General features: G+C 52.4%; 12 protein-coding genes. 7 read left to right on the top strand and 5 right to left on the bottom strand.

The genetic code is table 11. The annotated features are described in order from the left end of the window. Positions 1 to 518: 518 nt before the first annotated feature. On the top strand, positions 519 to 1,733 hold the full coding sequence (locus tag BS640_RS16055; protein WP_017490254.1) for a pyridoxal phosphate-dependent aminotransferase: 1,215 nt from the start codon (positions 519 to 521) through the stop codon (positions 1,731 to 1,733). A 111-nt stretch (positions 1,734 to 1,844) separates the two neighbouring features. After that, positions 1,845 to 2,444, top strand: coding sequence for a 5'-deoxynucleotidase (yfbR, locus tag BS640_RS16050; RefSeq protein ID WP_017490255.1), 600 nt, complete (start codon positions 1,845 to 1,847; stop codon positions 2,442 to 2,444). A 50-nt stretch (positions 2,445 to 2,494) separates the two neighbouring features. Here the strand turns inward: yfbR and BS640_RS16045 are convergent, their stop codons facing one another. Then, complete coding sequence (locus tag BS640_RS16045; protein WP_017490256.1) at positions 2,495 to 2,989, bottom strand: YfbU family protein; 495 nt, start codon at positions 2,987 to 2,989, stop codon at positions 2,495 to 2,497. A gap of 114 nt (positions 2,990 to 3,103) precedes the next feature. After that, entirely contained in the window at positions 3,104 to 3,559 is a 456-nt protein-coding gene (yfbV, locus tag BS640_RS16040) for a terminus macrodomain insulation protein YfbV (RefSeq protein WP_017490257.1), read from the bottom strand. A gap of 450 nt (positions 3,560 to 4,009) precedes the next feature. Here yfbV and ackA point away from each other — a divergent pair, with 450 nt between their 5' ends. Next, complete coding sequence (gene ackA / locus BS640_RS16035) at positions 4,010 to 5,212, top strand: acetate kinase (protein WP_017490258.1); 1,203 nt, start codon at positions 4,010 to 4,012, stop codon at positions 5,210 to 5,212. 106 nt (positions 5,213 to 5,318) lie between these two features. Continuing rightward, positions 5,319 to 7,478, top strand: coding sequence for a phosphate acetyltransferase (gene pta, locus BS640_RS16030; RefSeq protein WP_038327588.1), 2,160 nt, complete (start codon positions 5,319 to 5,321; stop codon positions 7,476 to 7,478). 50 nt (positions 7,479 to 7,528) lie between these two features. On the opposite strand, the gene BS640_RS16025 is transcribed toward pta, so the two are convergent. Continuing rightward, positions 7,529 to 8,794 (bottom strand): PTS sugar transporter subunit IIC, encoded by a 1,266-nt coding sequence (locus BS640_RS16025; protein WP_017490260.1) that lies wholly within the window; start codon positions 8,792 to 8,794, stop codon positions 7,529 to 7,531. A gap of 59 nt (positions 8,795 to 8,853) precedes the next feature. Beyond that, positions 8,854 to 9,153 (bottom strand): PTS sugar transporter subunit IIB, encoded by a 300-nt coding sequence (locus tag BS640_RS16020; protein WP_017490261.1) that lies wholly within the window; start codon positions 9,151 to 9,153, stop codon positions 8,854 to 8,856. A gap of 407 nt (positions 9,154 to 9,560) precedes the next feature. Between BS640_RS16020 and BS640_RS16010 the strand changes: the two genes are divergently transcribed. Beyond that, positions 9,561 to 10,577 carry a LacI family DNA-binding transcriptional regulator gene (locus BS640_RS16010; RefSeq protein ID WP_084912919.1) on the top strand — a complete coding sequence of 339 codons (1,017 nt, stop codon included), beginning with the start codon at positions 9,561 to 9,563 and terminating at the stop codon, positions 10,575 to 10,577. Between the two features lie 49 nt (positions 10,578 to 10,626). Here BS640_RS16010 and yfcD read toward each other — a convergent pair whose 3' ends face one another. Next, positions 10,627 to 11,181, bottom strand: coding sequence for an NUDIX hydrolase YfcD (gene yfcD / locus BS640_RS16005; protein ID WP_017490264.1), 555 nt, complete (start codon positions 11,179 to 11,181; stop codon positions 10,627 to 10,629). 309 nt (positions 11,182 to 11,490) lie between these two features. Here yfcD and yfcG point away from each other — a divergent pair, with 309 nt between their 5' ends. Together yfcG and BS640_RS15995 are read left to right on the top strand one after the other, a co-directional pair. Beyond that, positions 11,491 to 12,120 carry a GSH-dependent disulfide bond oxidoreductase gene (gene yfcG / locus BS640_RS16000; RefSeq protein ID WP_084912918.1) on the top strand — a complete coding sequence of 210 codons (630 nt, stop codon included), beginning with the start codon at positions 11,491 to 11,493 and terminating at the stop codon, positions 12,118 to 12,120. A gap of 187 nt (positions 12,121 to 12,307) precedes the next feature. Further along, a complete protein-coding gene (locus BS640_RS15995; RefSeq protein ID WP_084912917.1) occupies positions 12,308 to 13,207 on the top strand; it encodes a TIGR01777 family oxidoreductase in 900 nt (299 codons plus the stop codon). The last annotated feature ends 85 nt before the right edge of the window (positions 13,208 to 13,292 follow it).

Below are 13,292 nucleotides of genomic sequence, written 5' to 3'. Positions count from 1 at the left end.
ACGCAGACTAATCATCAGAATTATTTAACTAATTACTTACGTTATTATATCGTAAACATGGCTACGCGTTTACCTTTCTGATAACTGTTCAAGTTTCATTTATACACTAATGAAAAACAGAAAAACCGCGATGGCTCGCAGTTTAAGATAAAGCCCATAGCGGCCTAATATTGCTAGCATTGTTCTAATTTTCAAGAAGATGGAATTTATGTGGAAGTATCTTTTTGAATAAATTGAATTATCAGCTGTACACAGTCGAATACACTGTCAACCTGCTATTACCTGCCCTTTCCAGATAATCACACCACAGTAAGCGCAATGGGAAGAACTTAATATCATACATAAGGTTATTTTAGGTGATAGATGTCATAACCCGCGCAGTGCCTGTTGTTTTACGCCAAAGCCCGCATTAGCCCTTCAAAATCCGCCTCTGGAAGAGTAAATTGACGGCTTCGCTATGTTCTACGGCACCTCATCCAGGGAAGAACAGGCTTTACCGCAAAAGGTTCACACTGACTATGTCCCCCATTGAAAAATCCCGCAAACTGGATAACGTTTGCTACGACATTCGCGGCCCAGTGCTTAAAGAAGCAAAGCGTCTGGAAGAAGAAGGCAATAAAGTCCTCAAGCTGAATATCGGTAACCCCGCTCCCTTTGGTTTCGAAGCGCCTGATGAAATTTTAGTCGACGTCATTCGTAATTTGCCGACGGCACAGGGATATTGTGACTCTAAGGGTCTTTTCTCTGCGCGTAAGGCCATCATGCAGCACTACCAGGCGCGTGATATGCGCGACATTACCGTTGAAGATGTTTACATCGGTAACGGCGTGTCGGAGCTTATCGTCCAGTCGATGCAGGCGCTGTTGAACACCGGCGACGAGATGTTGGTGCCAGCCCCAGATTATCCTCTGTGGACCGCTGCGGTTTCCCTGTCCGGCGGCAACGCGGTGCATTATCTTTGCGATGAAGGGGCGGACTGGTTCCCTGACCTCGAGGACATTCGAGCCAAAATCACGCCGCGCACGCGCGGTATCGTGATAATCAACCCGAACAACCCGACCGGCGCGGTCTACAGCAAAGAGCTGCTGATGGAGATTGTCGAGATTGCGCGCGAGCACAACCTGATCATCTTCTCTGACGAGATCTACGACAAGATTCTTTATGATGAAGCGCAGCATATCTCGATAGCCTCGCTGGCACCTGACTTGCTGACTGTGACCTTTAACGGCCTGTCAAAGACTTACCGCGTTGCCGGTTTCCGTCAGGGTTGGATGGTGCTTAACGGCCCGAAAAAACACGCTAAAGGCTATATCGAAGGCCTGGAAATGCTGGCCTCAATGCGTCTGTGCGCCAACGTACCAATGCAGCATGCGATTCAGACTGCGCTTGGCGGTTATCAGAGCATCAGCGAGTTCATTCAGCCGGGCGGCCGCCTGGTTGAGCAACGCAACGCCGCCTGGGAAATGATCAACCAGATCCCTGGTGTGTCCTGCGTGAAGCCGAAAGGCGCGCTCTACATGTTCCCAAAAATTGACGCCAAGCGCTTCAATATTCACGACGATCAGAAGCTGGTGCTGGATCTGTTACTGCAACAAAAAGTGTTGCTGGTGCAGGGTTCAGCGTTCAATTGGCCCTACCCGGATCACGTGCGAATTGTCACACTGCCGCGCGTAGACGAGCTGGAAATGGCCGTCGGGAAGCTAGGACGTTTCCTGGAAACCTATCGCCAATAATGCCCATCACCTTTCAAGGTGCAGAAGCACGACGCCCTGCACCTTGAAATCTTTTGGGCATCTGAATTATGTGTAAGAATGGGGCTCTGTTTACTGATGTAAGAGAGTCCTATGAGTCAAAGTCACTTTTTTGCCCATCTTTCGCGCCTTAAACTCATTGGTCGCTGGCCTCTCATGCGCAACGTGCGCACGGAAAACGTGTCGGAACACAGCCTGCAGGTTGCCTTTGTGGCCCACGCGTTGGCGCTCATCAAAAATCGTAAATTCGACGGTAACCTCAACGCAGAGCGAGTGGCGTTATTGGCCATGTATCACGACGCAAGTGAAGTGCTGACGGGTGATATGCCGACGCCCATCAAATACTACAATCCACAAATAGCACACGAATACAAAAAGATAGAAAAAATAGCCCAGCAGAAACTCATCGAGATGCTGCCGGAAGAGTTTCAAGACGACTACCGAACGCTTATCGACGAACATCACTTTAGTGAAGAAGAGAAGAAGACGGTCAAACAGGCTGACGCACTTTGCGCCTATCTGAAATGCCTGGAGGAACTCTCGGCGGGCAATACCGAGTTCTCGATGGCCAAAGCCAGGCTAGAGAAAACGTTGTCGGAGAGGCAGAGTCCCGAGATGGACTACTTTATGGCGGTCTTCATCCCGAGCTTCAGTCTGTCGCTTGACGAGATAAGCCAGGATTCCCCGCTTTAAGAAACGCCCTTTTGCTCCCCGAGAAATTGGGGAGCGATACTTACATCGTTTCAGGCATTAATAATGCGCGCAATCTCTACCGCACTGAGATGATACTGACGTGGGCAACCGTGCCAAACCGCCAACATGCGCTGATACTTCTCCCACATTTTGGTCTGTGCATTGAAACCATGCGTTCCCGCATCGAAATCAGTGTAGCGCCCTTCACTGTTTACCATAAAGCGCACATAGCTGAGGTAGCGGGATTCAGTAGCGGCATCAAAGCCAAGAAACTCCAGCCGACGGGGATCGACACCCGGGGCGTCTTCAAGATTCGAAAAAGATACCTGCATCGCGTGGTGCATTTCCATGATATCGATGAGGGTGCGGCAAGTGTCCTCGGTCAACGCACCAAAGTCTTTGTCGAGCTCGCGCATTTGCAGCCCGAAGCCACGTTCAACGATGGTTTGCAAACGGCGGTAGCGGTCCGCGTTTGCGGGATCCATGATAGTCATCATTTGATACTGATTCGACAAGATCAACCGCTGAGCGTGGGTCATTTCCATCATCGTATACCTCAAAAAGCCAGAATGAGCAAAGCATGACACAGCGCCGTCATTGGCGAAATATCAACCAGCTCATTCTTTGATTTGAACCACGATTCAGAACGAATTCTTTCTTTAAATGTCGTCCAGGAAGGTTTTATCCAGCTGTTTAAACGCGCGCTTGAGCACCTCGGCGAGGGACTGATAGGTGGGTACGCCCTCGATCGGTGCTAATGCCTGGCCGGCTTCAATCAGCTTGTGGCGAACTTCGTGGAACCAGCCGAGCAGCGTAGGCGGCAGAGGAGTTACAGAGCGACGTCCCAACCACCAGAGTCCCTGCATAGGCAGGCTACAGGCGAAGATAGAGGTGGCGACCGCAGGACCAAGCTGTCCGCCTAACGCAATTTGCCAGGCCAGCGTAAACACCGCCAGAGGCGGCATGAAACGCACACCGAAACGGGTGGCCGTAGAGATTCGGTTTTCCGGAAACACAGGAGCAAGGCGTTTGTCTGAGGGCCACGTCTTCATGTAGTGCTGACCGCGCTGGAAAATGTGAAACCAACCGACTGAACCCGATGGCTTACTAGACATGCTGCACCTCAACATCTTGGAATTTAAAAAATAGTTGCAAAACTAAAAATATATTTTATCACATACAAATATATTTTGTTTTTATCAAAACCTATCGGTATCCTAGCCCAGCCCTTTGGGGCTCACTATGGATAGCGAATTAACCCTATTATTACAGCTTGTACAACTTGCTTTACCGCATTTTACTCTGCGCCGCTTCGCTTGGGAAACAGACACGGGCAATTGAACGAATAGGCGAGAACTTACTCAAACAAGCGAACAAGTTCGTTTAAAACACCCCGTACGGCTGCTTACTGAGCGTTAAGGAACAAATCATGCCATTAAACTGTCTGAGCATGATGTTAATCATAAATCCCGACAGCATAGTGCGCTACGCTTAGGGAAATATGCTATTGAGTTAACCTTGCGTTTTGATACTTAACAGCACCAATCCAATAAATAGGTACTTCCATGTCAAGTAAGTTAGTTCTGGTTCTTAACTGTGGTAGCTCATCACTTAAGTTTGCCATAATCGATGCCGTCAACGGCGAAGAACACATTTCAGGTCTGGCCGAATGCTTCCATCTTCCAGAAGCCCGCATCAAGTGGAAACTCGATGGCAGCAAGCATGAAGCTGCTTTAGGCGCCGGGGCCGCACATAGTGAAGCCTTGAAGTACATTGTTAATACTATTTTTGCAGAAAAGCCAGAGTTGTCTGCCAATCTGGTGGCCATCGGTCACCGCATTGTGCACGGCGGCGAGAAACTGACGCAGTCTGCCGTGATTGATGCTGTGGTATTGCAGGGTATCAAAGATTCTATCCCATTTGCACCGCTGCATAACCCGGCTCACCTGATTGGTATTGATGAGGCGTTGAAATCCTTCCCTAAATTGGCTGATAAAAATGTTGCGGTATTCGACACCGCCTTCCACCAGACCATGCCGGAAGAGTCTTACCTCTACGCCCTGCCGTACAAGCTCTATAAAGACCACCACATTCGTCGCTACGGCGCGCACGGCACCAGCCATTACTATGTCACTCAGGAAGCAGCAAAAACGCTGGGCAAACCGGTTGATGAAGTTAACCTCATCACCTGCCATCTGGGTAACGGCGGTTCTGTCAGTGCCATTCGTAACGGTAAATGCGTTGATACCTCAATGGGCCTGACGCCGCTCGAAGGACTGGTCATGGGCACGCGCAGCGGTGATATCGATCCTGCGATTGTCTTCCACCTGCACGACGCGCTGGGCATGAGCGTCGATCAGATAAACAAAATGCTGACCAAGGAATCCGGCCTGCTGGGCCTGACCGAAGTTACCAGCGACTGCCGCTACGTTGAAGACAACTACGGAACCAAAGAAGATGCCAAACGTGCGATGGACGTCTTCTGCCACCGTCTGGCGAAATACATCGGCGGCTACACCTCGCTGATGGAAGGCCGTCTTGACGCTATCGTCTTCACCGGCGGTATCGGCGAAAACGCCGCGCTGGTGCGTGAGCTGACGCTGAACAAGCTCGGCCTGCTCGGCTTCGAAATCGACCACGAGCGCAACCTTGCAGCGCGCTTCGGCAAAGCCGGTGAAATCAATAAAGAAGGCACCCGCAAAGCGTTGGTTATCCCAACCAACGAAGAGTTGGTCATCGCACAAGACGCTGCGCGTCTGACCGCATAAATATGTTCCCCCACTGCCAGCCTCTGCTGGCAGTGTTGTTTTCACAGCAGGCAGGCTTGCCTTTCACTGCGCAAGCCGCTGCCTGAAATCGTCGAAGAGGTTTGCCGTGTCTCGTACAATTATGTTGGTTCCAATTGGCAATAGCGTGGGTCTGACCAGCGTTAGCCTGGGCGTTATCCGTGCCATCGAACAGAAAGGCGTAAGCCTGAGCGTGTTCAAGCCGGTCTCTCAGCCGCGTTCCGGTGGCGATGCTCCCGATCAGACCACCACCATTATCCGCGCCAATTCCAATATCACAGCGGCCGAACCGCTCAAGATGAAGCATGTACAAAGCCTGCTGAGCTCTAATCAGCAGGACGTGCTGATGGAGGAGATTGTCGCCAACTACCACGCCAATACCAAGAATGCCGAAGTGGTACTAGTTGAAGGCCTGGTCTCGACCCGCACCCATCAGTTTGCCAGCGCGCTGAACTACGAAATAGCCAAGACCCTGAACGCTGAAATCGTCTTCGTTATCGGTCAGGGCAATGACAGCGCGTCCCAGCTCAAGGACCGCATCGAGCTGGCCCGCAGCGTGTTTGGCGGCAGCAAGAATAAAAACATCACTGGCGTTATCATCAACAAGGTCAATGCACCGGTCGACGATCAGGGCCGCACCCGCCCTGATCTGTCAGAAATCTTTGATGACTCCGACAAAGCCAACTTCGCGCATGTAGATATCGAGCAACTGGTGGCGATGAGCCCGATGCCTGTGCTGGGCAGCATTCCCTGGAGCTTTGAAATGATTGCCGTGCGCGCTATCGACATGGCGAAGCACCTCGACGCACGCATTATCAACGAAGGCGATATTCACACCCGTCGCATCAAGTCCGTGACCTTCTGCGCGCGCAGCATTCCGAACATGCTCTCCCTGTTCCGCCCAGGCTCACTGCTGGTGACCTCCGCCGACCGTCCTGACGTGCTGGTTGCCGCCTGTCTGGCCGCCATGAACGGCATTGAGCTCGGCGCGATTCTGCTTACCGGCGGTTATCCGGTGGATGAACGCATTCAGCAACTCTGCGCCCGTGCTTTCGAGACCGGCCTGCCGGTATTCATGGTTGACAGCAACACCTGGCAGACCTCGCTGAACCTGCAAAGCTTCAGCCTCGAAGTCCCGGCCGATGACCACCAGCGCGTTGAGAAGCTGCAAACCTTTGTGTCTTCACATATTAACGCAGACTGGATCAACTCACTGAGCGCCCATTCAGAGCGTTCACACCGCCTGTCGCCGCCTGCATTCCGCTATCAGCTGACCGAGCTGGCGCGTAAAGCCGGTAAGCGCATCGTGCTGCCAGAAGGCGACGAGCCGCGCACCGTCAAAGCGGCTTCGCTGTGTGCAGAGCGTGGTATCGCCGAATGTGTGCTGCTGGGTAATCCTGACGAAATCAAACGCGTCGCCGCCGCGCAGGGCATAGAATTAGGTGCCGGCATCCAAATCGTAGATCCGCTTCAGGTTCGCGAAGAGTACGTTGCCCGCCTCGTCGAGCTGCGCAAGAGCAAAGGCATGACCGAAGTCGTGGCCCGTGAACAGTTGGAAGACAACGTGGTGCTGGGTACGCTGATGTTGGAAAAAGGCGAAGTAGACGGACTGGTTTCCGGCGCGGTTCACACCACCGCTAACACCATTCGTCCGCCGTTACAGCTTATCAAAACCGCACCGGGCAGCTCGTTGGTGTCTTCCGTATTCTTCATGCTGCTGCCGGACCAGGTACTGGTTTATGGCGACTGTGCGATCAACCCGGATCCGACCGCCGAACAGCTTTCCGAAATCGCCATTCAGTCTGCCGATTCAGCTGCCGCCTTCGGAATCGAACCCCGCGTTGCGATGATCTCTTACTCCACCGGTAACTCCGGTGCCGGTAGCGACGTTGAGAAAGTGCGCGAAGCGACCCGTCTGGCGCAGGAGAAACGTCCGGACCTGATCATCGACGGCCCCTTGCAGTATGACGCGGCTATCATGGCCGACGTGGCGAAATCCAAAGCACCAAACTCACCGGTGGCGGGTCAGGCAACCGTGTTCATCTTCCCAGACCTCAACACCGGCAATACGACCTACAAAGCGGTACAACGTTCTGCGGACCTGGTTTCTATCGGCCCGATGCTGCAAGGCATGCGCAAGCCGGTTAACGATCTGTCTCGCGGTGCGTTGGTTGACGACATCGTCTATACCGTGGCTCTGACCGCAATCCAGTCCGCTCAGGCTGATGAAGCGGTTGCGGTAAAATAAACAATAAACGCCAACCTTAAGGCCGGTCAATGACCGGCCTTTTTTATGCCTTAATGAAAGAAGTTAAGTACGTGGCCATAAATCAGCCCAACGCTGATGATGTCGGCGTCGCTAAAGGTAACGTTCTGCAAACCATAGCTGCCCAGCAACGGCAGTAAAAGTGCAGGCAGTAGGGTTATCAGCAGGCCGTGAAATACGCCGCCGATGACGGCCCCTCGCCTTCCGCCTACCGCGTTGGCAAAAATACCCGCCGTACCACCGGCAAAGAAGTTGGTCAACATGCCTGGCAGGATCATCGCCAGCCCCACGTTCGGAAATAAAAACATGCCGATAATCGAGCCGACGGTGGTACTGATAAAACCGATAATCACCGCATTGGGCGCATACGGGAACAGCACCGGGCAGTCCAGTGCGGGAATGGCATTAGGCACGATGCGCAGTGCAATACCGCGAAAGGCCGGGATGATTTCGGCCAGCAGCAGGCGTACGCCCGCGAGCAGCACATAGACCCCCACGACAAACTGCACCGACTGCAAAAACGCGAATACCAGATAACTGACGCCCTTAGAATACTGCGCCACCACCTCAGGACCCGCAGCAATCGTCGGGATGAGGTAAATGGGGATCATCACCACCATCATCGATAAATAGGTATCTTGCAGGAAGGAGAAGGCGCTCGGCAGCTCAATATCTTCGGTACTTTTACTGACGTCGCCGGTCAGCTTCGCCACGCCGGCCTGCACCAGATACCCCAGCGTGCAGAAATGGCCCAGCGCGATATCGTCTGAGCCGGTTATCTTTCGCACGATAGGCTGTGCCAGCGCAGGCATGCCTACCGCCATCAACCCAGCGATGCCGCCACCGACAAGAATAAGCTCGGTGCCGCGCAGTCCGCCCATGTAGCCGACAACCGAGCAGACCGTCGCCATCCACAGCGACGCCTGGCCGGTGAGAAAAATGTACTTAACGCGGGTGAAGCGGGCGACAAGAATATTGATGATAAATGCCAGCACCATGATAAGCGCGGTTTCTCGACCTAAAGTCTGCTGAGCGATACCGGCAATCGACCCCACGTCGGTCACGACGCCACGCATGTTGAAACCTTTCTGGAAAACTTCACCCAGAAAGTTCAGCGCTCCAACGATAATGTTGGCTCCGGCGAGCAGCACCAGAAAGCCAAGCAGCGTTTTTAACGTGCCGGTGATAATCTGACCGACGTTTTTTTTCAGCGCAATAAGCCCCACCATAGCGATAAGGGCAATGAGTATCGAGGCCTGGCCTAAAACGTCATTCACAATAAAATATAAAAAAGACATCCCCTTCCCTCGCGATTAAAGGCAATTATAAACTCTCTCATTTTTATTTTCGGCGAGACTTAATTTAAATATCCCATCTCTTTTAATACCGGCGTTAACTTCTCGGTTATTTCCTTCTTATCAATCAGGCGCTTTAAATAGATAACGGTTGAACTAAGCGTGTAGTTCTCGAATTGAGATTTAAAATTGGATCCGGTCATAATAATATCGGCACGCGTAGAGGCTGCGCTTGAAATATCACAGTGAGACAACGCCGCCTTAATGCCCATATCCTTCAACGCCGCCTCAATACTCATCTCACAGGCGAAACTGCTGCCGAGGCCCGCACCGCATACTGCTAATATCGTTAAAGATTTCATGGCTTACCCTCGCATCTTATGCCTTACCCAAGATTAGATGTCGTTTGCTAATCATCATAAAAATTTATTACTGCTATTTTTTTCTGCCCGCTGCCTTATTTTAAGACAGCGTTTACAGGCCCGAGACGGAGGGGCGCAGGGCGTGAAAGAGTCATCATTACCTAAATTTAATAATATTCAGTATGCTTTCAAATTCGCAAATAACTGTGATGCAAACCACAAAGATAGCGCTATCATTTTAGGCGATCGTTTTTTGTGATAGCGCTATCAAAAAAGCCTGCCCGCCTTAGCTTATTTTCATCCAGAGTGGCTATGATAGAATTGTAAATTAATCATTCTGCGCAGAGGATTAATTCAGTCTCGTCGGCCATTGTTCGGATGTTCATGAAGAAAAGTCAGGAGTGAAAATGGAGCCGAGAAAACGCCGCAGTACCGGACGGGCCACGCTGGCAGATGTCGCGAAACGGGCTAGCGTCGGGACAATGACCGTTTCACGCGCGCTACGACAGCCGGATAGGGTCTCCGACAAGCTCAGGGAGAAGATTTTCTCTGCGGTAGCCGAGCTGGGTTACATCCCTAATTATTCGGCCAGTGCGCTCGCATCGGCGTCTTCGAACGTTGTGGCGGTCGTCACCTCGTCGCTGACGGAATATGGGCATGCCGAGATGATTGCCGGCGTGCAGGAAGTGCTGATTCCGGCGGGCTATCAGCTGATGCTGGCCGAGTCGCAGAATCAGGAAGAACGCGAACAGAAACTGCTTGAAACCTTCATGTCCTATAATTTGGCGGCGGTCATTTTGTTTGACGCGCGGCACACCGACAGCACCTACGAGCTGCTTTCACACGCACAACTGCCGGTCGCAGAATTGGGCGCCACCGTGGATAATCCTTTGGATATCAACATCGGTATCGACAACGCCTCGGCGGTTTACAGACTAACCGAACATCTTATTTCTCTGGGGTACAGCAAAATTGGCCTGATGTGCGCGGCGCAAAAGCAGTGGGTGTCGCAACAACGTTTGCGCGGCTGGCATCGCGCCATGCTAGACAATAATCTATCAACTACGCGGGTCATCAGCACACATGCACCGTCGAACTTTAGTACGGGTGCTAACCTGCTGCCGGAGCTAGTGCTGAACTGGCCAGATATGGACGCTCTAATCTGCAGCAGCGACGAGCTGGCTTGTGGCGCGATATTTGAGTGTCAGCGCCGCAAGATTCGGGTGCCTAAAGATCTGGCCATTGTGGGATTTGGCGATAGCGACGTTGGCAAAGTATGCCAGCCACCGCTGACAACGGTCGCCGTACCGCATCGCGAGATTGGCGTTCAGGCGGGGATAGCGCTGCTTGAGCGGCTTCAGGGAGAGGAGGCGTCGGCGCAAAAGCCAATTGTTTCCGCACTGTGTAAGCGGGAAAGTTGCTAATGCAGACACGCTAAATCGTGGTCAGCGTGTCTGCAAGGGAAGCGCGAAATTACTCTTCGACGCTCAGCGGTTTGCCGTGATCTTTTTCGTTGTTACGGCTCATCCACAGCGAGAGTGCTTTCAGCGAATCAGGGGTGAACTCATCGCAGCGTGCGGTGATTTCTTCGGGTTTCATCCAGCGCACTTCATCGACTTCTTCTTCCTGTAGCGCAAAGGGGCCGTGGGAAACGCAGCTAAACAACGATCCCCACACCCGGCAGTTGTCTTGTTCGAAATAAAACGCACCATGTTCAGCAAAAGGTACACCGGCAATGCCCAACTCTTCTTCTGCTTCGCGACGGGCGGAATCGAGGATATTTTCCCCGCTCTGCACCACGCCGCCCGCTGTCGCATCAAGCCAACCAGGATAGAAATCTTTTGTTTCGGTTCGACGCTGAATCAAAATATTTCCCATGCCATCATGAACCACGATGTAGCTGGCGCGATGACGTAAGTTTTGAGCGCGCATCTGATGGCGGCTGGACTGGGCAATCACCTCGTTTTCTTCATTAACGATATCAACCCACTCGTCGCTGCTGCCGGTGTTTTGCTCTTGGTTCGTCATCCTATGAAACCTTCTCTATTGCGCGGAATGTTGCGCTGTGATTTTTCAATGAGTCACTGATTCTATCCGGCTCATGGGGATCGCTTCAATAGCAACAGATGCGTTAGTAATATGTAAAACCTATGTCAAAGGCCACGGTAATCCATCAGACTAGTCTGACATAGGCTGCTATCATTAGCAGTTATATTAACCTTATGGGTATTCTTCAACACTGTCACACTCAATTGAGTTAAGCGTTCGCATCCAGCCCCATCGGTATTGACCCATAAAGCACTGATGGACCATTAAAAAAATACGCAGGAGGCAATTATGATCGACCTTTATTATGCACCAACACCAAACGGCCATAAAATAACCCTATTTCTGGAGGAGTCGGGACTTCCCTATCGACTTCATCGCGTTGATATCAAATCCGGTGACCAGTTTCTCCCTGCCTTTCTCGCAATATCCCCCAACAACAAAATCCCCGCTATTGTAGACAGCCAACCGGTAGACGGCGGCGTGCCTCTGAGCCTGTTTGAGTCGGGTGCCATTTTGCAATATCTGGCCGAGAAGACCGGCAAGCTGCTGAGTAAGGAGCTGCGCGAGCGCACCAACACTCTACAATGGTTGTACTGGCAGGTCGCAGGCTTTGGCCCGATGCTGGGACAAAACAGCCATTTTACGCATTTCGCTCCCCAGCCGGTGCCTTACGCCATCGAGCGTTATCAGCAAGAGACAAAGCGCCTCTACGGCGTGCTGAATACCCAGCTGGAGAAACACGCGTATCTCTCGGGCGAACATTACAGCATTGCCGATATTGCCACCTATCCTTGGGCGTTGATTCATGAGCGCCAACGCATTGATCTGGCTGACTATCCGGCAGTTCGCAACTGGGTAGAACGCATTAAAAACCGCCCGGCTACCATTAAAGCCTACTCTCTGGCCGACGCCAGCTAAGGCTTTGTGCCCCCGGTTCCGGGGGCGTTTTGTTCTGCCTATCCCGCCCCCTTTCCTGATAAATAACGCGTTCTGTAGATAATTAACTACAGGATGTGCTCTGTATCGCGTGTTACCTGGCTGACATAAACTATGCTGACTAGCAGAGTACAGATAGTAATATCAGCAAGTTAATTGGAGGCAGACTATGAAGATTTTGATAACCGGTGCCAGCGGGCTGATTGGGCGTCGTTTGACCGAGACTCTCCTGAGTCAGTCTCATCAAGTCACTGCATTGACGCGCGCACCTGAGCGGGCGGCCAAACTTCTCGGCCCTCAGGTGCAGCTCTGGAATACGCTGGCGGACAAGACATCGCTGGACGGTTTTGACGCGGTCATCAATTTGGCCGGTGAACCTATTGCCGACAAGCGCTGGACCAAAGATCAGAAACAGAAACTCTGCGACAGCCGCTGGCAGTTGACCGAAAAGCTTGCTGCGCTGATTAATGCCAGCACAAATCCACCGTCGGTATTTATCTCGGGTTCTGCAGTTGGCTATTATGGCGATCAGGGTCAGGCGGTGGTCGCTGAGGACGAGCCGCCGAACAAACAGTTCACCTGGCAGCTTTGCGCCCGATGGGAGGCGCTGGCGCTGGCGGCGGAAAGCGAGAGAACTCGCGTCTGCCTGCTGCGTACCGGCGTGGTGCTCTCCCAAAAGGGCGGCGCGCTGTCTAAGATGGTGTTGCCTTTCCGCGCCGGTCTGGGGGGGCCCTTCGGCGACGGCCAGCAGTATATGCCGTGGATACATATCGACGACATGGTTAACGCCATCCTCTTCCTGCTTAATCATGAAACCTTAAACGGCGCATTCAATCTGGTGTCACCTTACCCGGTGCGCAACGATCAATTTAGCGCGCTGCTGGGTGAAATTCTGCATCGCCCGTCGTTTATGCGCGTTCCGGCGAGCGTGGTGCGACTGCTGATGGGAGAATCTGCGATTCTGGTGTTGGGCGGCCAGCGGGCCATCCCCCAACGGCTTGAGGATGCCGGATTTGAATTTCGTTATACCGAGTTGAAACCGGCCTTAGAGGATGTGTTAGAAAAATAAAACTTTCCGGGTTCTTTTGAAGGGAGCGGTCTTTTCGGGCAAAGACATGCGCTTCGCTTACTGGGCCGTCGCTCAGTAAGCGAAG

The organism is Rouxiella badensis, from assembly GCF_002093665.1.
Lineage (GTDB): Bacteria > Pseudomonadota > Gammaproteobacteria > Enterobacterales > Enterobacteriaceae > Rouxiella > Rouxiella badensis.
The sequence above is the reverse complement of the archived record's forward strand: the minus strand, read 5'-3'. Positions and strand labels throughout refer to the sequence as shown.

Coding starts and splice junctions, on each gene's coding strand:
- BS640_RS16010 (WP_084912919.1), top strand. CDS start 9,561: ATGGAGCCGAGAAAACGCCGCAGTACCGGACGGGCCACGCTGGCAGAT.
- yfbV (WP_017490257.1), bottom strand. CDS start 3,559: ATGTCTAGTAAGCCATCGGGTTCAGTCGGTTGGTTTCACATTTTCCAG.
- BS640_RS16020 (WP_017490261.1), bottom strand. CDS start 9,153: ATGAAATCTTTAACGATATTAGCAGTATGCGGTGCGGGCCTCGGCAGC.
- yfcG (WP_084912918.1), top strand. CDS start 11,491: ATGATCGACCTTTATTATGCACCAACACCAAACGGCCATAAAATAACC.
- BS640_RS16055 (WP_017490254.1), top strand. CDS start 519: ATGTCCCCCATTGAAAAATCCCGCAAACTGGATAACGTTTGCTACGAC.
- yfbR (WP_017490255.1), top strand. CDS start 1,845: ATGAGTCAAAGTCACTTTTTTGCCCATCTTTCGCGCCTTAAACTCATT.
- BS640_RS16045 (WP_017490256.1), bottom strand. CDS start 2,989: ATGGAAATGACCCACGCTCAGCGGTTGATCTTGTCGAATCAGTATCAA.
- BS640_RS16025 (WP_017490260.1), bottom strand. CDS start 8,794: ATGTCTTTTTTATATTTTATTGTGAATGACGTTTTAGGCCAGGCCTCG.
- BS640_RS15995 (WP_084912917.1), top strand. CDS start 12,308: ATGAAGATTTTGATAACCGGTGCCAGCGGGCTGATTGGGCGTCGTTTG.
- ackA (WP_017490258.1), top strand. CDS start 4,010: ATGTCAAGTAAGTTAGTTCTGGTTCTTAACTGTGGTAGCTCATCACTT.
- yfcD (WP_017490264.1), bottom strand. CDS start 11,181: ATGACGAACCAAGAGCAAAACACCGGCAGCAGCGACGAGTGGGTTGAT.